The 26,759-nt window shown below is 43.6% G+C and carries 17 protein-coding genes; all 17 read right to left on the bottom strand.

The features are described from left to right. Positions 1–206 precede the first annotated feature (206 nt). The 17 genes from secF to BQ2683_RS07985 all read right to left on the bottom strand — a co-directional run bounded on the left by secF (position 207) and on the right by BQ2683_RS07985 (position 26,552). Positions 207–1,310, bottom strand: coding sequence for a protein translocase subunit SecF (gene secF, locus BQ2683_RS08060; protein ID WP_069988486.1), 1,104 nt, complete (start codon positions 1,308–1,310; stop codon positions 207–209). Next, positions 1,310–2,722, bottom strand: a complete 1,413-nt coding sequence (locus BQ2683_RS08055; RefSeq protein WP_069988485.1) for a preprotein translocase subunit SecD — start codon at positions 2,720–2,722, stop codon at positions 1,310–1,312. Before BQ2683_RS08055 ends, secF begins: the two co-directional genes overlap by 1 nt. A gap of 41 nt (positions 2,723–2,763) precedes the next feature. After that, entirely contained in the window at positions 2,764–4,197 is a 1,434-nt protein-coding gene (gene purB / locus BQ2683_RS08050) for an adenylosuccinate lyase (protein WP_069988484.1), read from the bottom strand. 294 nt (positions 4,198–4,491) lie between these two features. Then, the gene (locus BQ2683_RS08045) at positions 4,492–5,358 is read right to left on the bottom strand and encodes a patatin-like phospholipase family protein (RefSeq protein WP_069989495.1); all 867 of its coding nucleotides are present in this window, start codon (positions 5,356–5,358) and stop codon (positions 4,492–4,494) included. A 25-nt stretch (positions 5,359–5,383) separates the two neighbouring features. Further along, the gene (locus BQ2683_RS08040) at positions 5,384–8,233 is read right to left on the bottom strand and encodes an SbcC/MukB-like Walker B domain-containing protein (RefSeq protein ID WP_069988483.1); all 2,850 of its coding nucleotides are present in this window, start codon (positions 8,231–8,233) and stop codon (positions 5,384–5,386) included. After that, complete coding sequence (locus BQ2683_RS08035) at positions 8,230–9,360, bottom strand: exonuclease SbcCD subunit D (protein WP_069988482.1); 1,131 nt, start codon at positions 9,358–9,360, stop codon at positions 8,230–8,232. The genes BQ2683_RS08040 and BQ2683_RS08035 overlap by 4 nt, the downstream gene beginning before the upstream one ends. A 284-nt stretch (positions 9,361–9,644) precedes the next feature. Next, positions 9,645–9,797 (bottom strand): hypothetical protein, encoded by a 153-nt coding sequence (locus tag BQ2683_RS13385; protein WP_159427363.1) that lies wholly within the window; start codon positions 9,795–9,797, stop codon positions 9,645–9,647. Between the two features lie 104 nt (positions 9,798–9,901). Next, entirely contained in the window at positions 9,902–11,101 is a 1,200-nt protein-coding gene (gene tuf / locus BQ2683_RS08030) for an elongation factor Tu (protein WP_069988481.1), read from the bottom strand. Positions 11,102–11,204: 103 nt separating this feature from the next. Then, complete coding sequence (fusA, locus tag BQ2683_RS08025) at positions 11,205–13,289, bottom strand: elongation factor G (RefSeq protein WP_069988480.1); 2,085 nt, start codon at positions 13,287–13,289, stop codon at positions 11,205–11,207. A gap of 159 nt (positions 13,290–13,448) precedes the next feature. Beyond that, the gene (rpsG, locus tag BQ2683_RS08020; RefSeq protein WP_069988479.1) at positions 13,449–13,919 is read right to left on the bottom strand and encodes a 30S ribosomal protein S7; all 471 of its coding nucleotides are present in this window, start codon (positions 13,917–13,919) and stop codon (positions 13,449–13,451) included. 125 nt (positions 13,920–14,044) lie between these two features. Continuing rightward, positions 14,045–14,464 carry a 30S ribosomal protein S12 gene (rpsL, locus tag BQ2683_RS08015; RefSeq protein WP_069988478.1) on the bottom strand — a complete coding sequence of 140 codons (420 nt, stop codon included), beginning with the start codon at positions 14,462–14,464 and terminating at the stop codon, positions 14,045–14,047. A 109-nt stretch (positions 14,465–14,573) separates the two neighbouring features. Beyond that, positions 14,574–18,113 (bottom strand): DNA-directed RNA polymerase subunit beta', encoded by a 3,540-nt coding sequence (rpoC, locus tag BQ2683_RS08010; protein WP_069988477.1) that lies wholly within the window; start codon positions 18,111–18,113, stop codon positions 14,574–14,576. A gap of 17 nt (positions 18,114–18,130) precedes the next feature. Further along, complete coding sequence (gene rpoB, locus BQ2683_RS08005) at positions 18,131–21,877, bottom strand: DNA-directed RNA polymerase subunit beta (protein ID WP_069988476.1); 3,747 nt, start codon at positions 21,875–21,877, stop codon at positions 18,131–18,133. 335 nt (positions 21,878–22,212) lie between these two features. Further along, positions 22,213–22,608: an RrF2 family transcriptional regulator gene (locus BQ2683_RS08000; protein ID WP_069988475.1), complete on the bottom strand. Its 396-nt coding sequence runs from the start codon at positions 22,606–22,608 to the stop codon at positions 22,213–22,215. A 19-nt stretch (positions 22,609–22,627) separates the two neighbouring features. Further along, a complete protein-coding gene (gene rpoD, locus BQ2683_RS07995) occupies positions 22,628–23,752 on the bottom strand; it encodes an RNA polymerase sigma factor RpoD (RefSeq protein ID WP_083256426.1) in 1,125 nt (374 codons plus the stop codon). Between the two features lie 19 nt (positions 23,753–23,771). Further along, a complete protein-coding gene (dnaG, locus tag BQ2683_RS07990; RefSeq protein WP_069988474.1) occupies positions 23,772–25,535 on the bottom strand; it encodes a DNA primase in 1,764 nt (587 codons plus the stop codon). Positions 25,536–25,547: 12 nt separating this feature from the next. Beyond that, entirely contained in the window at positions 25,548–26,552 is a 1,005-nt protein-coding gene (locus tag BQ2683_RS07985; RefSeq protein ID WP_069988473.1) for a deoxyguanosinetriphosphate triphosphohydrolase, read from the bottom strand. Positions 26,553–26,759: the final 207 nt, after the last annotated feature.

Genomic DNA, 26,759 nt, shown 5'->3' with positions numbered 1-26,759 from the left:
TGATTCATCCAAGAATATTTTTGTAAAAGTTACAATAACTTCTTACATAAATAGATGGATCCAATTTAATAGGACTTTTATTTGTTTTTGATGATTTTTGATATAACTATGAATATTTTTATAAAATATGTTAAAATCCCCCTGTATCATCTATACAGGGGGATTTTAGTAATAGTTTATTTGCTTCGTAACAGGACTACAAACAATTATTCATTTGCTTCTTTTTGTTCCTGTTCTTTTTCTTTTAAGCGTTCTGCTTTTTTCTTGTCAGCGATTTTCTTCGCTTCTGCCTGTCTTTTGGCTTTTTCTTTTGCTCTTTGCTCACGTTCTTTTTCTTTTTGCGCTTCTAATTTTCTTTGTTCTTTTTCAGGATCAACCTCTTTTTTTGGACGATCTTTCCAAAGAACCCACAATGGACCAGAAATACATACAGAGGAGTATGCACCAGCAATCATTGCGATAACCAGAGGCAATACGAAGCTAATCAAGGTATCAATACCAAATGCCAAGGATACAATCAGGATTACCAGCAATGCCAAAACTGTGGTTAATGTTGTATTGATAGAACGAGACAGTGTCTGGTTGATACTTTTGTTTACCAGTTCCCTAGTTGGTACATGCTCGCCCATAATCTGTCTGTTTTCACGAATACGGTCATAGATAACAACAGTGTTGTTGATGGAGTAACCCAAAATCGTTAATACAACCGCCATAAAGTTATCGTTGATTGGTAAGCGGAAGAATACAAAGGTCGCAAAGATAAACATTACGTCATGCGCCAATGCAATAATTGCCATACAACCGGCGGAAATACCACCAATTTTACGGAAACGGAATGCAGTGTAGATAACCAACACAATAAATGCAAATATAATTGCTACCAGGCATTTAAAGAAGAACTCTGTCCCTGTTTGAGGATTAACGCTGCTTACCGTAACTTCGGTTGCGGCGTCCTCAAATTGGAAATTATCTGGATAAGTTTCTTCCAATTTTTCGGACAAAGCATTGGTTGTTTCAATCGAAAGGTCTTTGCTTTCGGATAATGTAACAACCATATTTGGGTTACCAGTAGAATCTGTAGATGTTTGGATGGAAACATTGGTTCCCAATTGTTCCTCAATCGTGCTTTCTACTGCTTTGGTATCTATCTCACCAGAGCAAGGATAGGTGAGGATGGTACCGCCTTTAAATTTAATATCCACATTTACCCCAAGGATAAATGCACAAATAATCGTAATTGCGATGATTGCAATGGAAATGGAAAAGAAAATCTTACGTTTTCCGACAAAATCTATATTTGGAGTTTTCATTATTTAGCACCTCCATATAATTTAGGATTGCGGAAGCACTTAAATTTAGACAATGATTTTATCATCAATTTGGAAGCTCCAACGCCCATAATAAAGTTACCGATAATGCTTACCAGCAAAGTAAATCCGAAGGAGTAGATAGTTCCTTCAGTAGAAGATCCAAACATAAAGAATACCCAACTCAATAGTTTGGAGAAGATACTATCCGGTGTACCAAACGCACCCATCAAGATAATCGCGATTAATACAGTGGTCAAGTTACCATCTACTACGGCAGTCAAACCACGTTTGTAACCAGTGTCAATCGCAGCATCAATGGATTTTCCATTATGTAGTTCTTCCCGGATACGGGTAGCAATCAGAACGTTTGCGTCTACGCCCATACCAACACCCAGGATGATACCGGCGATACCAGGTAACGTTAGGGTAAAGCTTGGGAACGGCGCAAAGAAACCAGAAATTGCTGCCAAGGACAAGGTTACCTGCCCAATCAGCGCGATAGACGCTACTGCACCTGGCAGACGATACATTATAATCATAAACAATGCAATTACTGCAAACGCAATAATACCTGCAATCGCCATCATATCTCTAGCCTGTAAGCCTAAGGTTGGAGAAATGGAGTTATAACTCTGTGTTTCCAGTTTAAATGGCAGCGCACCGCCGTTGATTTTATCTGCCAATTCAGAAGCGGATTCCGCCGTAAAGTTACCGGTAATTACTGCTTTACCATCTGTAATTTGTGCGTTTACTGTTGGAGCGGAAATCATAGTATCATCCATCCAGATGGAAATGGTACCATTGGAAGCGTATAACTTGCCAGTGGCATCAGAAAATTTCTCCGCACCTTCATCGGTCAACTCCAAGCTAACCTGATACTGCTGTTGGGAACTGGAACCAGAAGTAGAGCCATAAACAGCTTTTGCTTCTTTTACATCTGAACCAGTTAAAATAATATTTTCCGCTGTTGTACCGGATGGAGCGCCTTCGCTATCGGTCTCCTTCCCTTCACGGAAGGTCAATTCAGCGGTTTCACCCAATGTTTCAATTGCTGCCTGGGCATCAAAATCCTCTTCGTCAGCAGGCCATGGGAAACGGACAATGATTCTGTGTTTATTTTGGTCGGTATAAACTTCACTGTCAGTGATATTTTGTGCCAGCAAACGCTGTTTGATCACTGCTTCAGCAGCATTCATTTGTTCTTCGGTTACATCTGTTACATCTTCTGGTGGAGCAAATGTAACGTCTACCCCTCCTCGGATATCAATGCCCCAACGGATATCCTGTAAGCCTTTGATGTAAGTAGTGGTATTGTCGCCCCATCTCGTTTTTACACCAAATGCCGTTACCACCGCAAAGATGATAATCAGCACTAAAACGATGAAAAACGTTGGTTTTCCCTTACGTTTCATGGATTGTTTCCTCCAATAAATTAAAATTAGTTAGTAAATTGTTATACAGTTAATTCTGCATTTTCACCCAAAACATCCTTGTTGGCATCCAAAACAGGCTGTACACATTCTTGCAGGAACTCGGTAACCTGTTCTACACTGCGTCCAACAAAGTTAATTGGTTTTAAGATGGCATGGATTTCGTCATAGGAGAGGTTGAAAGAAGGGTCCGCACAAACCCGTTCAATCAAATCGTTTTCCCCGCCCTGCTCTTTCACTACTTTACCAGCAGCAATGGAGTGTTGGCGAAGTTTTTCATGCAGCTCCTGACGGTCTCCACCTTTTTTCACCGCTTCCATCATGATGTTTTCGGTTGCCATAAATGGCAATTCTTTCATCACACGTTGATGGATTACTTTTGGGTAAACAACCAAACCGTCTGTTATATTTAACAGAATGTTCAGGATCGCGTCTATCCCTAAAAATGCTTCTGCAACAGCAATACGTTTATTGGCGCTGTCATCCAAAGTTCTTTCAAACCACTGGGTACCAGCGGTAAACGCCGGGTTCAACGCATCAATCATGACATATCTTGCTAAAGAAGTAATTCTTTCGCTGCGCATTGGGTTGCGCTTATATGGCATGGCAGAGGAACCAATCTGGTTAGTTTCAAAAGGTTCTTCCATTTCTTTGAAATTTTGTAAGATTCTTAAATCGTTACTAAATTTCATAGCGGATTGTGCAATCGCGCTTAAAGTGGAAACAATGTTGTAATCCACTTTTCTAGAATAAGTTTGGCCGGATACTGGAACCACGCCGGAAAAGCCCATTTCTTCTGCAATAGACTGTTCCAAAGCCTTGATCTTATCCGTATCGCCGTCAAACAATTCTACAAAGCTTGCCTGGGTGCCTGTGGTACCCTTAGAGCCCAGCAATTTCAGGTTTTTAATCCGAAACTCCAGTTCTTCCAGGTCCATGAGCAGTTCGTTCATCCAAAGGGTAGCCCGTTTCCCAACAGTAGTCAGCTGGGCTGGCTGAAGGTGGGTATAAGCCAAGCAAGGCATGTCCTTATACTGGTTCGCGAACTTTGCCAATTTTGCGATGACATTGACCAGTTTGCGTTTTACCACATACAGGGCTTCCCTCATAATGATTACATCGGTATTATCGCCGACATAGCAGGAAGTCGCGCCAAGATGGATAATCCCTTTTGCATTTGGGCATTGCTCACCATAGGCGTACACATGGGACATAACATCATGGCGAACCAGTTTTTCACGCTGTTCTGCTACTTCGTAGTTAATCGTATCCACATGGGCTTCCAGCTCTTTTACCTGTTCTTCCGATACAGGCAAGCCCAAATTGTGCTCCGCTCTAGCAAGGGCAACCCATAATTTACGCCAGGTTTTAAACTTCATATCCGGCGAAAAAATATGTTGCATCTCTTTGCTGGCATACCGAGTACAAAATGGACTTTCATATACGTCTCGACCCATTGATTTGCCTCCTTATAAAAAAATGCTTTATTTCAGTAGAACCCCGCAGCCTGCCAATAGAGGCGTACGGTTTTCGTGATGTGAAACTACACATAAAATTTCATTCCACACTAACTATGATATTTTACCATATTTTTTAGATTTATACAAGTATTTGACGGATAAAATCCATAAATTTGTACATTCAATCCAGAGTTCTTCGAAAAAAATTGTATCTTAAAAATGAAAACATTGTATATTTATCCAAAAAACAACTTAAAATGTAGTTGATATTGACAAAATTCTCCGTATCCATCAATTTTTTGCGGAAAGGGTTTCTTCTTGCAAAAATTCCCGAATTTGGTCTATCTTTGCCACTGTATCTTGATAACCCGCTTCATATAGCCGTTTTAAAGTGGGAATATCCTTCTCAAACCGCCCAACATTTACTTCAGCGGCTGGTCGGAGCAAAATCGCTTTCCCTTCCTGCTCCAACTGCTCGCAAAAGGCTACTGTTTCATTGTAGGCAATATGCCGGTTCAGCACAATTGGTTCCAATGCAGGGAATTTTTTGCGGATAAGCTTTGCGGAAAGCCGGGTGGATTTCCCGGCTGTTTTCTGGTAGCCAACCTCCCTGGTTAAAACAATCAGGTTTTTCGGATTCCCATCTGCAATGGATTTCCGGATGGGGATTGGGTCCGCCATCCCGCCGTCGTAATAGCCGTTGCCATTTAACTGGATGACAGGGAAAAACAGCGGCAGAGCGCAGGTGGCCCGCAGTATGGTAAACTGGCGGTCTGCCGAATACTGGTCAAAATACTCCACTTTTCCTGTTTTTACATTGGTCACCCCAGCCAGTAATTTGCCCTGATAGGCTTTTAATGCTTGATAATCGTATGGGATAAGCTGATTTGGAATTTCGTCATAAATAAAATCCATCCCAAAAATACTTTTTTCCTTAAAATAATTGCGGATACTAAAATACCGTTTATCGTTGCGGTATTTTTCAATGATTTCCCAGTTTCTGCCCCGCTGTTTGGACACATAGGAATAGGCGTTACTGATCCCTGCGGATACCCCTATTACATAGGGAAACATAATCTTATAATCCAACAGCGCGTCCAGCACGCCATCGGTATACAGGCCGCGCATCGCACCGCCTTCCACTACTAAACCAGCCATTTTCATTCACTTCTTTCCATTTCATTTATTGGTTTGCCTGCTTCAAAAAAACCTTACTGCCAGAACCGGCCGTATTTTTTTCCACCACAAACTGATTAGCAATCTGTTCCCGCAATTCTGGCACATGGGAGATAATTCCCACCATCCGGTTTCCCTGGTTTAACTGGGTAAAACAATGGATTGCCTGGCGTAAAGCGTCGGAATCCAAACTGCCAAACCCCTCGTCAACAAACATGGTGTTGAGCTGAATTCCACCGTTTTGCTGCATAATAATGTCCGCCAACCCTAACGAGAGGGCCAACGATGCCAGAAAGGTTTCCCCACCGGACAATGTACTGATATGCCGGGTTTGCCCGGTGTAAAAATCCATTACCTGAATATCAAAACCATCTGTCTGGCCTTTCATCCGTTCCATGCGGTATCTTCCATTGGTCATCTGGTCAAAACGCAGGTTTGCGCGGGAGATGATCCTATCAAAATAAAATGCCAGTACATATTTTTCAAATCCCATCCGTTTGGTGGTACCTTTGGTCAAATCGGACAACTTTTTTAAAATTCCGTATTTCTCGGTTAACTGTTGGATTTTCTCCAAATGTGCCCGATATTCTTCCTCGCAGGATACATTCTGATGGAACTGTTGCAGCAACTGTTCCCGCTCTTTGGTCAACCTCTGTTTTTCCTCTTGAAGCTGCTGCTGTTTCTGTTCCAATACGGACAGCTGCAATAGTTCCTGTCCATTCAATTGCAGCGCAAGTTCCCGCAACACAGCCTGTACGTTGCTGCACTCGGTTTCATAAGAACGGATATCTGCTTCCAATTGAGGAATTTGTTCCAATTGTGCCACCAAGGTCTGATATTCCTGTTCTTCCAAATGGGACTGCTGCAAGAATTGAGTAAACTGCCCTTCCAATTGGCCTTTTTGTTGTTTTTTCTGTTCCAATTCCTGTTCCAGTTGGATGATTTGCCCCTCCAACTGGCTAAACTGGGTTTGAAGCTGGGTATCCTGCTGTTCACAGGACTCCCGCTGAGAACGGTACTGGGACAATTTTAATTCTAATTGGGAAACCGATTGTTGGATTCCTTCCAGTGTGGGCAATATCCCATCCTCCTGCCGGATTTTCTCCCGCAATGGAATCAAATATTCTGTAGTTTGTTCCAGTTGGGAGTTTAGCCTCCGCAACTTTTCTTGATAGGGTTCTTCCGAATCCCATCCTTCCAAAGGCGTTTGAAGGATTTCTTTTAATTGGGCTATCCTCTGTTCCAGTTGTTCCTGAAAATCAGGTGTGTCAATCTTCCAATCGGATAGTTGCTGTTGTTTTGCCTCCAACTGCTGCTCCAGCTGTAACAATTGGGTTTGGACTTCATCCCGCTGGTGTTGTAGGGATAAAACCTCCTGGTAAGAAACAATTTGCTCCTCTCCTCCCGGCGCTGGGCAAGGATGTTCCCGGGAACCACATACTGGACAGGGCTGCCCTGGTTGAAGCTGTTCCCCAAGCAAAAAGGCCTGTACCTCAAAATATCGTTTACAACCTTGTTGGTATTCGGTTTCCTTTTGTTCCAGCTCCCCTCTTTTTTGCTCCGTTGTTTGCATCAAACGGAAAAGTTCCTGCAACTGGGTGGACTCCACAACCATCCGCTGCCGCTCCACTGCCTGTTCCGTCCAGGAAATACTTTGCTCCAATTCCATCTGTTTTTGCTGGAATGTTTCCAATTGCTCCACCAACGGGAAAAGCTGCCGCAAGGAATCCAGTTGCCGTTGTGCCCGCTCCATCCCTTCCGCCTGGGCATACAGTTGTTCCTGTTGATGGTATAATTCCTGCTTGGATTGGCGCACTTGCTGCAATTGCTGTTGTAATTCGTTTTTCCTGTTTTGTCCCTCCAGGAACATTTTTTCAACATCCCGCAGCTGCTGTTCCATCCCCCGAATTTGTTCCACCTGTTTGAGCTGCTGCAAAAACTGCTTTTGTGCAGCTATTTCCGCCTGTTGCGCTTCCAGCTGGTTTTGTTTCCCCTGAAATTTCTGAAGGCGCTCCTGCTGTTGGTGCAATTCCCGTTGATGAGTTAGTTGGTTCGCAGCTTGCTGGAATTCGGTTTCCTTTTGATGAATGTTTCGTTCTAACTGTTGTAGTTCCTGTTCCATCCGCTGGTTCTGCTGCTGCAACAGCTTCAAGCAGGCTGCGTCATCCGGGAATTCTGAATGGAGTTCCTGTTCCAAAGCGGAATCCACAATATGGATTTTAGAACGCAGGTTTTGATTCTGCTGGATTAATAGCCGGTTTTCCTGTTCCACCGATTTGGTAGAAGAATAAAATGCGTCGGTTACCTTTTGGAAATACTCTGTACCAAATATGGTACGGAAGGTAGCCAGCTTGTCAGTGTTTTTTTCGGTAAGCAGCTTTTGGAACTGCCCCTGTGGCAACATGACAATTTTATAAAAATGGTCGCTGCTCAACCCGATGATTTCCTGCTCTATTTTTTGCTTAATTTCTTTTAAATCGGTTATTTTTTTGCCATCTGGCAACGTCAGTTCTGCTTTGTGTTTCCTGGTAACAAAGCCCTTTCCCCTCTGTTTTGGGGAAAGTTGTTCTGGTTCCCGATAAATTTGATAGGTTTCTCCATGGGATTCAAACCGGAACTCCACATAGCATAGCCGGTCTTTTGGGGCAAAATCACTTTTTAGGGTACGGGGTTCTTTGCGTTTTCCATTCACTTCCCCGTACAGTGCAAAAGAAATGGCGTCAAAAATACTGGTTTTTCCAGCTCCAGTATCCCCAGTGACTAGAAAAAGCGCATTTTGCTGTAATTTGGTAAAATCCAATATTTGTTCGGTAGGAAACGGCCCAAAAGCGGAAAACCTTAACTGTAACAATCTCATGGCTTCCCTCCTTGGTCTAATTGTAGAAGTATCTGGTCTACCAATTGTTCCTCCTGTTGGGTCATTTCATTCCCTACTGTTTCCAGATAAAATTTTTTTAAAATATCCTTTAGAGATTGGGATAAAGCCGGTTCTTCCCCTTCCAATAAAGGCTGCTGGTATTCCAAAGAACTATAGTGCATCCCCAAAATATTGGGAAATCGGACACGCAACTGTTCCATTGCGTTTAAAACATACTCCTGGTCCAACAATTCTACAAACACATAATCGTCCGATTGCTGCAACATCAATTCCTGGAATTTTCCCTGTATCTTGCGCACATCCCGCAAGGTTTGAAATGAGTGCAAGGATTGTTGGATGGTCTTATTTTGAATTTCCAGCAAAACAATCCCTTTTTTTTGTTTTTCCTCGCTTAAGGAATATTTCAAAGGGGAACCGCTGTAAAAACCATTTTCCCCAGCGGATTGGGGTGCGTGCAGATGCCCTAACGCCACATAATCAAACTTGGGAAATATCCCTAAATCAATTAAATCGCTCCCCCCTACCGAATATTCCGACTCGGAGTATAAGCAACCATCTTTGGCACTGCCATTCAAATAAAAGCCGTGTGCCATCAACAGGTTAAGCGTATTAGGGGAAGGAGATATCAAAGAAGCAATTTTTTCCGCAGCCTGCTGGTATCCAACGATTTTTTCTTCCGGATACAGCTCCCGCACTTGGGCTGGATGGAAATAAGGCAGCATCCAAATAACAACTGCTTCATCCCCACAGACAAGGGGAATTTTTTTGATTTCCCGTGGTAGGTTCCCCTGCATATACAAGCCAGAAGATTCTAAAAACCGGTTGGAGAACGAAAGGCGCTCGGGTGAATCGTGGTTTCCAGCAATGATAAACGTTTTAATGTTTCGCCGCAACACTACTTCAGTCAAAAATTCATCCACCAGCTGAACCGCCTGAGCAGAAGGGACGGAGCGGTCATATAAATCCCCCGAAATCAACAGAGCATCAACCCTATATTCTACGAGGAAATCCACCAGCTGGGATAAAAAATAGCGCTGGTCCTCCAATAGGCTGTATCCATTCAAGGAACGCCCAATATGCCAGTCCGAAGTATGTACCAGTTTCATCCAATCCCCCTATTCGAAAAACAATTAACTTAATTATAGCATAAAAAAATTGGTTTGAAAACATTCGATATAGCGAAAATAGCACTACTGAAATCATCCAGATTTCCTTTTTCCCTGCGGAATGATAAAATGAAATTCATCTAAATACCCTCTCTTCAAGAAACATTGGACGCCACTAAGTAGCTTTACGGATAAAAACAAACTAGCATTATAGAAAAATTTATTTACTTTGGTTTTGCATCACAAAATTCATTTTCCTTCCGAATGGTAGAAAATATTTTCCCTCATCTTTTTCCTATACAAAAGAGAACAGCCATAATTACTCTTGGAAAAAAAGTATAAATACCCTCCATTGTCCAAACCCAAAAGTTTTTTAAATCTCCTCTCTCGCTTTTTCGAATTGGGAAACTACCTGTATTTAGAGAAACCATTTTCATTTCGTGACTTCCTTTTTTGTACAAGCACAGAATACCCAGTTTTTTGCTGTATAAAAAAACAGCCTGGCAAAAGCCAAGCTGTTTGATATATTGAAACAGTAAAATTATTCGTTGATAGCGGAAACTACGCCGGAACCTACTGTACGGCCACCTTCACGGATAGCGAAACGCAGACCTTCTTCGATAGCGATTGGAGTGATCAGTTCAACGTCCATTGTTACGTTATCGCCAGGCATACACATTTCTGTGCCTTCTGGTAAAGAGATAACACCAGTTACGTCAGTTGTTCTGAAGTAGAACTGTGGTCTGTAGTTGTTGAAGAATGGAGTATGACGGCCACCTTCTTCTTTTTTCAGAATGTATACTTGACCTTTAAATTTGGTGTGTGGGTGGATGGTACCTGGTTTACACAGAACTTGACCTCTTTCGATGTCAGAACGTTGGATACCACGCAGCAATGCACCGATGTTGTCACCAGCTTCAGCATAGTCCAGAATTTTACGGAACATTTCGATACCTGTAACAACAGTTTTGCCTCTTTCTTCAGTCAAACCGATGATTTCAACTTCGTCACCAGTGTTCAATTGACCTCTTTCAACTCTACCAGTAGCAACTGTACCACGGCCTGTGATGGTGAATACGTCTTCTACAGGCATCAAGAATGGCAGGTCAGATTTACGTTCTGGAGTTGGAATATAATCATCAACAGCATCCATCAGTTCAATGATTGGAGCATAAGCTGGATCGCTCAGATCGTCTGGAGCTTCCAAAGCTTTCAGAGCGGAACCTTTGATGATTGGAGTATCGTCGCCTGGGAATTCATATTCATTCAACAGGTCACGGATTTCCATTTCAACCAAATCTAAGAATTCTGGATCGTCAACTTGGTCAGCTTTGTTCATGAATACAACGATGTAAGGAACGCCTACCTGACGGGACAGCAGGATGTGTTCACGAGTCTGAGGCATTGGGCCGTCAGCAGCAGATACAACCAGGATAGCGCCGTCCATCTGAGCAGCACCAGTGATCATGTTTTTAACGTAGTCAGCATGTCCTGGGCAGTCAACGTGAGCGTAGTGACGTTTGTCGGTTTCATATTCAACGTGAGCAGTGTTGATTGTGATACCACGTTCTCTTTCTTCTGGAGCTTTGTCGATCATATCGTAAGCTTCGTATTGAGCTTGACCTTTCAGAGCCAGAGTTTTTGTAATAGCAGCAGTTAATGTTGTTTTACCATGGTCAACGTGACCGATTGTACCAATATTAACGTGTGGCTTATTTCTTTCAAATTTAGCTTTTGCCATTGTATTTTCCTCCTCATTTTTAAGAAAAAACTTGCATAGTTTTATTCTATCATAAATCTAGAATTTTTCAAGTAATTTCACAAAATTTTTATAGAAATGCGAATTAGTCAGCATTTTTAGCCCTAGAGCTCATAATCTTCTCGGAAATGGATTTTGGAACTTCAACATAGTGGCTAGGTTCCATGGAGTATTGGCCACGGCCCTGAGTTTTAGAACGCAGGTCGTTAGAATAACCAAACATTTCAGAAAGAGGAACAAATGCGTTAATTTCTTGTGCACCGTTTCTGCTTTCCATACCCTGGATTTGACCACGACGGGAGTTCAAGTCACCAATAACATCACCCATGTAATCTTCTGGAACAATAACAACTACTTTCATAATTGGTTCCAAAATAACTGGGTCTGCTTTTCTCATTGCTTCTTTGAAAGCCTGAGAAGCAGCAATCTTAAATGCCATTTCAGAGGAGTCAACTTCATGGTAAGAACCATCGTACAAGGTAACTTTTACGTCTACTACCTGGAAGCCAGCCAATACGCCTGCTTCCATAGCACCTTGGATACCTGCGTCAACTGCTGGGATGTATTCTTTTGGAATCGCACCACCAACAATGTTGTTAATGAATTCGTAACCTTTACCGGATTCATTTGGTTCGATGATCATCTTAACATGACCGTATTGACCTTTACCACCGGATTGACGAGCATATTTATGGTCAATGTCGTATTTACGGCGGATGGTTTCTTTGTAAGATACCTGAGGAGCACCAACATTTGCTTCTACTTTAAATTCGCGGAGCAAACGGTCAACAATAATTTCCAAGTGGAGCTCACCCATACCAGCAATAATTGTCTGGCCGGTTTCTTCGTTTGTATAAGTTCTGAAAGTTGGGTCTTCTTCTGCCAGTTTTGCCAAAGCGATACCCATTTTTTCGGAACCTGCTTTTGTTTTTGGCTCAATTGCCAAGCTGATAACTGGTTCTGGGAATTCCATGGATTCCAGAATAACTGGAGCCTTAGGATCACACAGAGTATCACCAGTACCGGTATTTTTCAAACCTACAGCAGCAGCGATATCCCCTGCGTAAACAGTTTCGATATCTTTTCTGTGGTTTGCGTGCATTTGCAGGATACGGCCAATTCTTTCGGATTTTCCTTTTACAGAGTTGTATACAGTAGAACCTGCATCAACAGTACCGGAATAAACGCGGAAGAAACACAGTTTACCTACATATGGGTCGGTTGCGATTTTAAATGCCAAAGCTGCAAATGGTTCTTCATCAGAAGAATGTTTTACAACTTCTTCGCCTGTATCAGGGTCAGTACCTTTAATTGCTGGTACATCTACTGGGGATGGCATATAATCAACAATTGCATCCAGCAGTTTCTGAACCCCTTTGTTACGGTAAGAAGTACCGCAGGCTACAGGAACCATCTGGTTTGCAATGGTACCTTTACGGATAGCGGCTTTGATTTCATCAACTGTCAATTCTTCGCCATCCAGGTATTTCATCATTAAATCTTCATCCACTTCAGCAACCGCTTCCAACAGTTTTGCACGGTATTCATCCGCTTTTTCCTGCATGTCAGCTGGAATGCCTTCTTCGTCGATAACATTACCCAGATCGTCTTCGTAAATATAAGCTTTCATTTCAACCAGGTCAATCAAACCTTTGAAAGTATCTTCCGCCCCGATTGGCAGCTGGATTGGAACAGCGTTACATTTCAGACGGTTGAGCATCATGTCAACTACGTTGTAGAAATCAGCACCCATGATGTCCATTTTGTTCACGTAAGCCATACGTGGAACGCCGTAGTTGTCAGCCTGGCGCCATACAGTTTCAGACTGAGGTTCTACACCACCTTTGGCACAGAAAACAGTAACGGAACCATCCAGTACACGCAAAGAACGCTCTACTTCTACAGTAAAGTCAACGTGTCCAGGAGTGTCGATAATATTGATACGATGCTTATTCCAGTATGCAGTAGTAGCAGCAGAAGTAATAGTAATACCTCTTTCCTGTTCCTGCTCCATCCAGTCCATTGTAGCAGCACCATCATGAGTTTCACCGATTTTACGGTTAATACCTGTATAGTACAGGATACGCTCAGTGGTAGTGGTTTTACCTGCGTCAATGTGAGCCATGATACCAATATTTCTAGTCATTTCTAGAGATACGTCTCTTGGCATAATTTCCTCCTAAAAATAATGTTCTACCAAAATTATGGTAGGCCTTGTTATCTTTTCTATCTGTTGTGTAAAATCAATTTTACACCAAACAATAATATGGAAAATCGGTTCGGCTTGTCCTTCTCAAAAAAGGCAAACCAAACCAAACTCCAAATCAGATTACCATCTGTAGTGAGCAAAAGCTTTGTTAGCTTCCGCCATTTTGTGAGTATCATCACGTTTTTTGCATGCTCCACCTGTGTTGTTCAGAGCATCCATGATTTCACCTGCAAGGCGTTCTTTCATGGTTTTTTCATTTCTCTGACGAGCATACAAGGTGATCCATCTCAAACCTAAGGTCTGACGTCTCTCTGGACGTACTTCCATTGGTACCTGGTAAGTAGCACCACCTACACGGCGGGCTTTTACTTCCAATACAGGCATGATATTTTCCATTGCTTCCTGAAAAGCTTCCAAAGGATCTTTTTCAGTTTTTTCTTTTACAATATCGAATGCACCGTAAACAATTTTCTGTGCAACACCTTTTTTACCATCCAGCATAACGCTGTTGATCAAACGTGTTACCAGTTTAGAGCTATAAAGTGGATCTGGCAAAACATCACGTTTTGCAATTTTACCTCTTCTTGGCACTTCGCTTCCCTCCTTCATAAAATGAATTCATTGGTACTCGAAAGCAAGAAACTTCCGTAGGGTGCCAAAATAGGGTCATCTATCTATAAGAAGCCTAATTTGGCATAATAATCCGGTCGTTTACACTACTTTCCAGCTTTTGGACGTTTTGCACCGTATTTAGAACGGGCTTGTTTTCTGTCAGCAACTCCCTGAGCATCGAGTGTTCCTCTGATGATGTGGTAACGTGTACCTGGTAAGTCCTTAACACGTCCGCCACGGATCAAAACAACGCTATGTTCCTGAAGGTTGTGTCCTTCCCCTGGAATGTAGGATGTTACTTCGATTCCGTTGGATAAACGGACCCTGGCAACTTTACGAAGAGCTGAGTTAGGTTTTTTAGGGGTCATTGTTCTTACCGCGGTACAAACACCACGTTTTTGTGGAGAACTCTGATCGGTAGAAACCTTCTTCATGGAGTTAAATCTTTTGCCCAATGCTGGAGCGTTAGATTTTGTCTCTTTGTCATGTCTGCCTTTACGAACAAGCTGGTTAAAGGTTGGCATATGGCACCTCCTTACATGGTTAATGATCTATTTGCAAACACAGCATTTGGCGGTTTGAAAAATTCCAAGCCGCCAAACGTGTATTTCACACAGTTATTTATTATATATCCTACAGTGTGGTTTTGTCAAGAGAATTTTTATCATTTTCGATTACTTCTACATTTTGATAGCAGGATAAGCCTGTACCAGCGGGAACCAGCTTACCAATGATAACATTTTCTTTCAAACCAATCAATGGGTCAACCTTGCCTTTGATGGCAGCGTCGGTCAATACTCTGGTGGTTTCCTGGAAGGAAGCAGCGGAGAGGAAGCTTTCGGTTGCCAAAGATGCTTTGGTAATACCCAGCAGCACCGGAATAAAGGTTGGCATCTTCAATTCTACGCCAGATTCTTCCATCTGCTGTTTCATCTTACGGCGGGTAGCGATCATCTCACTGCGTTCGATTACGGTATCTGGCAACAGGTTGCTGTCACCTGGATCATCCACACGAACTTTACGCATCATCTGGCGAACAATAACCTCGATATGTTTATCGTTGATATCAACACCCTGCATACGGTAAGTTTTTTGTACTTCGGAAATCAGGTAGTTCTGTACGGCCTGCTCGCCTTTTACTGCCAATACATCGTGTGGATTGATTGGACCTTCTGTTAAAGGAGCACCTGCTGTGATTTCTTCACCATCTTCTACCTTGATACGGAAGCCGAATGGAATTGCGTAATCTCTTTCTTCCCCGTTGGAATTAGTCACAAAGATATGACGGGTGCGTTTGATTTCTTCCATGCGAACTTTACCACTAATTTCAGCGATAATAGCGGAGTTTTTCGGACGTCTGCCTTCAAATAGCTCTTCAACACGTGGAAGACCCTGTGTAATATCTTCAGCGGATGCGATACCACCAGTATGGAAAGTACGCATGGTCAACTGGGTACCAGGTTCACCGATGGATTGTGCGGCAATAATACCAACCGCTTCACCAATTGCCACGGTGCTGCCTTTTGCCAGGTTTGCGCCATAACATTTCGCACAAATGCCCAGTTCGGATTCACAGGTCAAAATAGAACGGATGTGGATATGAGTAATTCCAGCTGCAACCAAACGTTTTGCGTCTTCTTCGGTCATCATCTTATCCTTGGACTGGAGAAGTTCACCAGTTTTTGGATCTACACAATCCTCTACCAGATAACGGCCAGTTAAACGTTCGTATAGTGGTTCGATAATTTCGTTGCCTTCCCGGATTTCGTATACTTCAATACCGTTGGAAGTACCACAGTCGTTCTGACGGATGATTACTTCCTGGGATACGTCAACCAAACGTCTAGTCAAGTAACCAGAGTCAGCAGTTCTCAATGCGGTATCCGCCAAACCTTTACGGGCACCACGGGAAGAAATAAAGTATTCCAAGATGTTCAAACCTTCACGGTAGTTCGCTTTGATTGGAATTTCGATGGTGGTACCGGATGTGTTGGCAATCAAGCCACGCATACCAGCCAGCTGTCTAATCTGGTTGATACTACCACGCGCACCGGAGTCCGCCATCATATAGATTGGATTGTAATCATCCAGGTTAGCGGTCAGCGCATCGGATACCTTTTTGGTGGTAACATCCCATGTTTCAATTACACGGTTGTAACGTTCTTCATTGGACAGCATACCACGACGGTACTGTTTGGTGATTTTTTCAATCTGAGCATCCGCTTCTTCCAGATACTGTTGTTTTTGTGGTGGGATAACCGCATCACAAACCGCAACCGTGATGGCACTCTTGGTGGAATATTTATAGCCCTGGGCTTTGATTTTATCCAGTACTTCAGAGGTAGTGGCAACCCCATGTTTCGCAATACAACGGCTTACAATATCCCCTAACTGTTTTTTGCCGACTTTAAAGGTGATTTCCAGGTCAAACTGCTGTTCCGGATTGGTTCTGTCCACAAAGCCTAAATCCTGTGGAATTGGCTGGTTAAAGATAATCTGACCAACCGTTGCGTCAATCAGGCGGGAAACCACTTTGTCACCAACAGTTCTAGTTACTTTTACCTTGATTGGAGCATGTAAGGTAACATCCCCTTCATTGTATGCCATAACCGCTTCATTGTAATCACGGAATACTTTGCCGGTTCCCTTGTCGCCTTCTTTACGTAAGGTCAGATAATAGGAACCCAAAACCATATCCTGGGTAGGCACTGCAACCGGACGTCCATCAGAAGGTTTTAACAGGTTGTTTGCTGCCAGCATCAAGAAACGTGCTTCTGCCTGGGCTTCCGCGGACAATGGTACGTGGACAGCCATCTGGTCACCATCGAAGTCCGCGTTGTACGCTGTACAAACCAATGGATGCAGCTTTAATGCTTTTCCTTCTACCAATACGGGTTCAAATGCCTGGATACCCAATCTATGCAAGGTAGGCGCACGGTTTAACAGAACTGGATGCCCTTTGATTACCGTTTCCAAAGCATCCCAAACCTCTGTTTTTGCCCGTTCTACCATTTTTCTAGCGCTTTTAATATTGTTGGAAACACCGGTTTCCACCAGGCGTTTCATAACGAATGGCTTAAACAGTTCCAAAGCCATCTCTTTTGGCAAACCGCACTGATACATTTTCAGTTCAGGTCCTACTACGATAACAGAACGTCCGGAATAGTCAACACGTTTTCCCAACAGGTTCTGTCTGAAACGTCCCTGTTTCCCTTTTAACATATCGGAAAGGGATTTTAAAGGACGGTTATTTGGTCCGGTTACCGGTCTGCCACGACGACCGTTGTCAATCAAGGCGTCTACTGCTTCCTGCAACATCCGTTTTTCATTGCGGACAATAATATCAGGCGCATTCAATTCCAACAAACGTTTTAAACGGTTGTTACGGTTAATTACACGGCGATACAGGTCGTTCAAGTCAGAGGTAGCGAAACGTCCACCATCCAACTGAACCATTGGACGGATATCTGGTGGAATTACTGGGATAACATCCATAATCATCCATTCTGGACGGTTGCCAGAATGTTTGAACGCATCCACTACTTCCAGGCGGCGAATCGCTTTGACACGTTTTTGTCCGGTAGAGTTTTCGATTTCATCTTTTAACTGTTTGGAAAGCACATCAAAATCTACTTCCTGCAACAATTCTTTGATTGCCTCTGCACCCATGCCAGCGCGGAAATCATCTTCGTATTTTTCCCGCATATCCTCGTATTCTTTTTCGGTCAGCATCTGACCTTTTTCCAATACAGTGTTGCCTGGGTCGATGACAATGTATTTCGCAAAATATAGGATTTCTTCCAAACGGCGTGGAGAGATATCCAACAGCAATCCCATACGGGATGGGATGCCTTTAAAATACCAAATGTGGGAAACTGGGGCAGCCAGTTCGATATGCCCCATACGTTCCCGGCGCACTTTGGCACGGGTGACTTCAACACCACATTTTTCACAGATTTTTCCTTTATAGCGGAGGCGTTTATACTTACCACAGTGACATTCCCAGTCCTTTGTAGGCCCGAAAATACGTTCACAGAACAAACCGTCCCGTTCTGGTTTTAAGGTACGGTAGTTGATTGTTTCCGGTTTTTTTACCTCGCCATAAGACCATTCCCTGATCTGATCAGGAGAAGCCAGACCAATTTTAATCGATTCAAACACATTAAATTCCATTCCGACATCTCTCCTTTTTATTCATCAAAATCATCTAAACCAAAATCCAAATCAGCGCCAAGATCTTCTGGTTCTGAAACGTCAAAACCTTCAAAATCCTGCTCTACTTCTACATCTTTAAATGCTTCTTCATCTTTGAATGTTTCGTCTTCTTCCACAACAGGCTGCAAGCCAATATCGTCATCATCATCAAAGGATTGACGCAGATCGATTTCGTTGTTGTCTTTATCCAACACACGCACATCCAAAGCGAGGGACTGCAATTCTTTAATCAATACTTTAAATGCCTCTGGAGCACCTGGTTTTGGCACGTTCTGGCCTTTTACAATCGCTTCGTAAGTTTTAACACGTCCAACGGTATCGTCGGATTTTACAGTTAAGATTTCCTGCAAGGTGTAAGCTGCGCCATACGCTTCCAAAGCCCAAACTTCCATTTCCCCGAATCTCTGGCCACCGAACTGGGCTTTACCACCCAATGGCTGCTGGGTAACCAAACTATATGGACCGGTAGAACGGGCATGGATTTTATCGTCAACCAGGTGATGGAGTTTCAGGTAGTACATATAACCTACGGTAACAGGGTTGTCGAATGGTTCCCCAGTACGTCCATCATACAAGATAGTTTTTCCATCTTCACGCAAGCCGGCTTCTTTTAAGCATTCACGGATATCGCTTTCATGGGCACCGTCAAATACAGGGGTCATAATCTTCCAGCCCAACGCTTTTGCTGCATAGCCGAGATGTACTTCCAATACCTGCCCGATGTTCATACGGGAAGGTACGCCCAATGGGTTCAATACAATATCCAGAGGACGGCCATCTGGCAGGAATGGCATATCTTCCTGTGGAAGGATACGGGAAACGACACCTTTATTACCATGGCGGCCCGCCATTTTGTCCCCAACGCTTAATTTTCTCTTTTGTACAATGTAGCAACGCACTACCATGTTTACCCCTGGAGAAAGTTCATCGGAGTTCTCTCTGGTAAACACTTTTACATCCACTACAATACCATATTCACCATGTGGTACACGGAGGGAAGTATCCCTTACTTCACGGGCTTTTTCCCCGAAGATTGCACGGAGCAGGCGTTCTTCAGCTGTCAGTTCGGTTTCCCCTTTTGGAGTAACCTTACCAACCAGAATATCTCCTGCACGCACTTCCGCACCAACACGAATAATACCACGTTCGTCCAAATCTTTCAGGGCATCTTCCCCGACGTTTGGAATTTCACGGGTAATTTCTTCTGGACCTAATTTGGTATCCCTTGCTTCCACTTCATATTCTTCAATATGCAGGGAAGTATATATATCTTCACGCACAATTCTTTCATTGATTAAAACCGCGTCTTCATAGTTATAACCTTCCCAGGTCATAAATCCGATCAAAGCGTTTTTACCCAAGCTGATTTCGCCGTGGTCCATTGCAGGACCGTCCGCGATTACCTGGCCTTTGGTAACGGTTTCACCTTTGGAAACAATTGGCTTCTGGTTTACGCATGTACTCTGGTTGGAGCGCATAAACTTAATCAGTTTATAGTTGTGTTCGATGTGGTCAGCATCCTCAATGACAATTTCATCCGCTGAAACATGTTTTACTACACCGTTTTGTTTTGCCAGTACAGCAACACCGGAATCCACTGCTGCTTTGTATTCCATACCAGTACCAACCACAGGTGCTTCTGTTCTTAACAGTGGCACAGCCTGACGCTGCATGTTCGCACCCATCAAAGCACGGTTTGCGTCGTCGTTTTCTAGGAATGGAATCATGGCAGTCGCAACAGATACAACCATTTTTGGGGAAACGTCCATGAAGTCAACCTGTTCCCGTTCTACTTCGATGATCTGGTCACGGTAACGGCCAGTAACACGAGGGGTAGCAAACTTGTTGTCCTCTGTCAGTTCTGCGTTCGCCTGAGCGACAATGTAGTTATCTTCCATATCAGCGGTCATGTAAACCACTTCATCCAACACAACGCCTGTTTCTTTGTCTACACGGCGGTATGGGGCTTCAATAAAGCCGTATTTATTCAATCTTGCAAAAGAGGCGAGGTAGGAGATCAAACCGATGTTTGGACCTTCTGGGGTTTCAATTGGGCACATTCTTCCGTAGTGGGAATAGTGAACGTCACGCACCTCAAACCCTGCCCTATCACGGGACAAACCGCCTGGACCCAACGCAGATAGACGACGTTTATGGGTCAATTCTGCCAGAGGGTTGTTCTGGTCCATGAACTGGGACAATGGAGAAGAACCAAAGAACTCTTTAATCGCAGCCACAACAGGACGGATATTGATCAAAGCCTGTGGGGTCATGGTATCCATATCCTGCGCCTGCAAGGTCATTCTTTCCCGGATAACACGTTCCATACGGCTGAAGCCGATACGGAATTGGTTTTGCAGCAATTCGCCTACGCTACGGATACGGCGGTTACCCAGATGGTCGATATCGTCAATGGTACCAACACCATAAGCCAGGTTATTTACATAGTTAATAGAAGCGAAAATATCATCTTTAATGATGTGTTTTGGAACCAGCATATCCACACGTTCCCGGATCGCCTCCTCAATTTCTTCCTGGGAGGAGCAGGTTTCCAAAATATCTTTTAATACACGGAAGCGGACTTTTTCCCCGATGTCGAACGCTTCTGGGTCGATGTCCACAAAATCGGTGATATCCACCATGCCGTTGGAAATCACTTTAACGATTTCGCCTTCCACATCAATATAAGCGGTATCCACACCAGCTTTTTCGATTGCCAGCGCACGTTCATAAGTCAAAGTTTCGCCTTTTTCCCCTAAGAGTTCGCCAGTTAACTCGTTTACCACTGGTTCTGCCAATACATGGCCGGTCAAACGATTTGCAATCGCCAGTTTTTTGTTGTATTTATAACGCCCTACTTTAGAAAGGTCATAGCGGCGGTCATCAAAGAAGAGATTTCTTAAATGGGTAACAGCGCTATCCAGTGTTGGTGGTTCACCTGGACGGAGTTTACGGTAAACTTCCAGCAACGCTTCTTCCCCATTTTTGGTATTATCCTTGTCCGTGATGGTCTGCACCATGCGTCTATCTTCGCCAAAAATTTCGTAAATTTCCTGATCAGTGCCGTATTGGTCGGTAAATACTTCCGCATCGCTTAAATTGGAATCATCTTTAATGCGCAGCAAAGCACGGATAAATACCGTAATTGGAATTTTACGGTTTTTGTCAATCCGAACATAGAAAACATCATTGGAATCGGTTTCATATTCCAGCCATGCGCCACGGTTTGGAATGACGGTGGTAGAGAATTTTTTCTTACCGGTTTTGTCATATTCACTGCCATAGTAAACCCCTGGGGAACGAACCAACTGGGAAACAATAACACGTTCCGCACCGTTAATGACAAAAGTACCGCTATCCGTCATAAGAGGGAAATCACCCATGAAAATTTCCTGCTCTTTAACCTCGCCGGTCTCCTTGTTAATCAGCCTTGTTTTTACCCGCAGCGGAGCCGCATAGGTGGTGTCGCGCTCTTTACATTCCAGCACATCGTATTTGAGCTTATCGTCAAAGCGATAATCCACAAATTCCAATACCAGGTTTCCGGTATGGTCGGAAATATAGGCCGAGTCGCGAAAAACTTCTTTCAAACCCTCTGTCCGAAACCATTCATATGAATTTTTCTGCACCTCAATCAAGTTTGGCATTTCCAGCACTTCATTGATCCGTGCAAAGCTCATTCTGGTTTTTTTTCCTAATTTAACAGGTTTGACATTCACCATAGGCTTAATTCCTCCATTCTATTTTCAACGCAAGCACCCTTTATAAAAACTTAAATGTATTGCACAATTCCCAAAAAAGTTGCAAAAAGTTTTCACAAAGTTTACTATTGCATTTTGTCCGATTGTATGATACAATAATAACAGTAGAGCATACAAGTCCATTATGATACAGTATAATATTGTACCACATGGGTATACTAAAGTCAAGAATAAATAACAAAAAAGCTTGAGGAATTTTTTTCTCAAGCTTTTTTTCATATAGTTTGCCTATTTTACGCCATGTTCCCCTAGGTAGGATTGGATAGGATTCCGATTTTTATACCAATATTATGTAATTAAATGGTTTTAAAGGTTACTTTGGATAATTCCTCCCGCACCTGGTCGGTAATTTTGGAGTACACCCGTTGTACCTTGCACCCCATTCCAGAGCACCAATCCCCACAGTTGTGTTCCTCGTTTAGGCAACGGCTAAAACAATACCGGCCTTCCATTGTTTCAATTACTTCCAGCAAGGTGATTTCATCGGCGGACTTGGCGATTTTGTAGCCGCCCTGTGTCCCTTTATAGGATTTTACAATCCCCGCCGCCACCAGTTTCCGCAGAATTTTTAAGGCAAACCGCAGGGTCACCCCAGTATTTTCCGCAATGGTCTTGGCGTCGTACTTCATACCGTCCCGGCATAAAAAACTGACAATACGGACAGCATAATCCGATTCCAGATTAATATACATTGATTTTCCCTCGAATCCATTAATCCAAAAAGTCTTTTAATTTTTTGGAACGGCTTGGATGCCGCAGTTTCCGCAGAGCTTTTGCCTCAATCTGGCGGATACGTTCCCTGGTAACATTAAATTCTTTTCCCACTTCTTCCAGGGTACGGGAACGACCATCTTCCAAACCGAAACGCAGGCGGAGTACTTTTTCCTCACGGTCGGTTAAGGTGCTCAGCACTTCTCCTAGCTGTTCCCTTAACAAGGTGTGGGAAGCTGCTTCTGCTGGTGCAGGTGCATCGTCATCCGGAATAAAGTCGCTCAAATGGCTGTCTTCTTCTTCACCGATTGGGGTTTCCAACGAAACTGGTTCCTGGGATACCCGCATGATTTCCCGCACTTTATCCACCGGCATTTCCAGTACTTCCGCAATTTCTTCCGCACTGGCATCGTGGCCATTTTTATGCAGCAACTGGCTGCTTATTTTTTTTACTTTGTTAATGGTTTCCACCATGTGTACCGGAATACGAATGGTTCTTGCCTGGTCTGCAATGGCACGGGTGATTGCCTGGCGAATCCACCAGGTCGCATAGGTGGAGAACTTAAATCCTTTGGTATAGTCAAATTTTTCTACCGCTTTAATTAAGCCCAGGTTGCCTTCCTGAATCAAATCCAAAAACTGCATGCCACGGCCTACATAGCGTTTCGCGATGCTGACTACCAAACGAAGGTTTGCTTCGGAAAGGCGTTTTCTAGCATATGGGTCGCCGTCCGACATCCGCTGCGCCAGCTCGATTTCCTCCTCTGCTGTTAAAAGAGGAACTTTGCCGATTTCCTTTAAATAAACCTTTACCGGGTCGTCAATATTGATCCCTTCCGCCGCAATTGTGGCTTCCAAGTCCTGGTTGAGGTTAACATCCAAAGCAAAATCAATATCCAAATCTTCGTCAATATCTTCAATCACTTCTATGTTATACTGTTCAAAGGACTCATACAGTTTTTCCACCTGGTCTACATCAAAATCCAGTTCTTCCAGAGCAACTGCAATCTCCTGGGAGGTTAATTTTCCTTTTTGCTTCCCTTTTTCCAGCAGTTCAGCAGTAACAGCCTTTGGGTCCACTGGATGGTTTGCAGGTTCATTCGTAACATTCTTTTTAGCAGGCATAAAGGTTCCCCTTTCACATTCATTTTTTTCCTTTGTTTTTGAAAAGCTCCTGACGATATTGCTCATAATCGTCTAGAGAGAAACGGCTACGTTCCGCATCCTGCAATTTATGGGCGTGTTGCAGGATAACGGCAATGTAATCGTCTAAGCTTTCTTTGGTATGGTTTAAATCTCTGTTTTCGGATAAAATCCGCGCCAAACGCCCCATTTCATCCGGAGAAAGCTGCTCGTTAAAATAGGTTAATTCCAACGGGCTATTCTGTTGTATTTTTTGTATGATTAAAGCAAATAATTTTTGGTTCCAGCTAGTGATAAACTGCTCCGGCTGAATCCGTTCCAAAATATAGCTGACAAAATCAGGATGGTTTAATAGAAAATAGAGGATTCCTTCCTCCGCTTTTGCCTCTTTTGGATATTTTACACGTTCCGGATTGATTTTATCCACATAAACTGCTTTTCCAGACTGGATTTCCTTCCATTCTTTGCTTTTTTTCCGTCGATACTGCTGTTTTCGCAGGTGTTCGACCTGTTCCAACACGGCTGCTTTGGAAAGATTGCATTCCACAGCCAAGCTCCCAGCGTAAACATCCCGCTCCAGCTTATCATAAAGTTCCGAAATCATCAGGCAATACTCATGGATGTATTTGACCTGTTCTTCCGGTTCATCCAGGTTGTACCTGGATTTTAGCCGCTTTAGTTTATTTTTGATTACATTTTCGGATTGCTCCAATAATACTTTAAAACGGTCTGCACCGTAGGTTTTAATGTATTCATCCGGGTCTTTTGCTCCGGTGATTTCCAGCACCCTTGCCTCCACACCAGCTTCCTCAAACAGATTGGATGCCCTGGTGGTGGCAATCTGCCCCGCTTCGTCCGAATCGTAAGCAATAATCACATCATCGGCATATCGGGAAATCAGCCGCGCCTGTTCCGCAGTGAGCGCCGTCCCCAACGTTGCCACCACATTGTGGAATCCAGCCTGGTACATGGCAATCACATCCATATACCCCTCCGCTAGAATCAGGGTTTTTTCTGGTGAATTTTTGGCGAAGTTTAAGGAAAACAGGTTCCGGCTCTTTTTAAATACTGGCGTATCTGAGGAATTCAGGTATTTTGGCTTGCTATCATCTAAGACCCTACCACCAAACCCAATCACATTCCCCCGCAAATCAATGATGGGGAAAATAACACGGTTCCGAAATTTATCGTAATACCGCCCGTTTTTGGATTTTATCGCCAAATCCGCCAGTGCTGCTTCCTCATAAGAATAGCCTTTGGATTTGATGTGATCTAACAGAGCATGCCATTGGTTGGGGGCGTACCCCAAACCATAGGTTATGATGGTCTTTTTGGTCAGCCGCCTTTGGGCAAAATAAGCCAGCCCTTCCCTTCCTTCGGGAGATTTCAAACTCTGGTGGAAAAACCGGGCAGCTTCCCGGTTTAACGCCAAAATCCTGGAACGCTGTTTCGCTAGCTTATCATCCTGGCCATCCTCCGGGACAGTCAACCCAACCCGGGCAGCCAGAAATTTGACCGCCTCCACATAATCCAGGTTTTCAATCTTCATAATAAAGGTGATGACGTCTCCACCTGTGCCGCATCCAAAACAATAGAACGACTGGGTATCCTCATATACCACCAAAGAAGGGGTTTTTTCCAAATGGAACGGGCAAAGGCATTTTTTATTTCGCCCTTCCCGCTTTAGCTCCACATAGGAGGAAACAATGGAGGTAATATCGCATGCCATCCGCAGCTGTTGAATAAAGCTTTCACTAATTGCCATAGGCATCCCTCCTTATTGTTTTAGTCCTTTCCAAGAATGGGGTACAAACAAATCCAAATACCGCTCCACAATATAATGGTCGGACATCCCGGAAATATAATCGCACACAGCACGGTGTAAATCCTCTTTTTGGGCAATTTGCCGGTAAAACTCCGGCAGCTCTTTTTCATGGGTAAGGTAATAGTGATACATCTGCTCCACAACCTGTACCGCTTTCGCTTCTTCTGCCTGTTTTGCAGGCACCGCTAAATACACATGTTCAAACATAAATTTCCGCAGCTTATTATGCGCCTGTAACACTTCTGGTGCTATGGCGATATCCTCTTTGGTGTACTCCAAAATTGAGGTGGCAATCGTCGTAATCCGCTTGCTTTTCGTATCCCCTAGCACCTCAATGCAGTCCTGAGGTAAATCCTCTTTGGTCAAAACGCCAGCCCGGATGGCGTCCTCAATATCATGGTTGATATACGCCACTTTATCCGCGATTTTTACCAAGCGGCCTTCCAGGGTTTGGGCGTGCCCGAAGGAATGGTTGCGGATTCCATCCAGGGTTTCCGCCGTCAGGTTCAGCCCTTTGCCTTCCTTTTCTAGCACGGTGACTACCCGCACGCTGTTTTCCGCATGGTGGAATTTATGGGGGCAGATTTCATTTAACACCCGTTCCCCCGCATGGCCGAATGGGGTGTGCCCCAGGTCATGCCCCAGGGCGATGGCTTCGGTCAAATCTTCGTTGATTCGCAGCCCCCTGGCGATTGTACGGGCAATCTGCGCCACTTCTAAGGTATGTACCAAACGGGTCAGGTAATGATCAGAATCTGGAGATAAAAAAACCTGGGTTTTGTACCGCAGCCGTTTAAAGGCTTTACAGTGCAAAATGCGGTCCCGGTCCCGCTGGAATTCCGTGCGGATATCACAGGGCTTTTGATAGGTCGCTCTGCCCTTGGTGTTCTTTGCCAAGGTGGCATATTTGCTTAATGTCTGTTCTTCCTGTTGTTCAATCCGTTCCCGAATCGTCATTTTTATCTCCCCTTTCCGCATCTATTTTCCTGTTCTAATAATAATATACCGAAAAAGGACAAAAAAACCTTTTTTATTTTTTCAATTTTTTATTTTTCTTGGTTTAGGTTGAAAATAAATCCTTTTATTTGGGATTATTTACCTTCATCAACCCAATTACCTCCAAATTGTTTTCTACGATAACGCCTATCATATCAATAGCCCTAT

Source organism: Massilioclostridium coli (assembly GCF_900095865.1).
Taxonomy (GTDB): domain Bacteria; phylum Bacillota; class Clostridia; order Oscillospirales; family Ruminococcaceae; genus Massilioclostridium; species Massilioclostridium facile.
The sequence above is the reverse complement of the archived record's forward strand: the minus strand, read 5'-3'. Positions and strand labels throughout refer to the sequence as shown.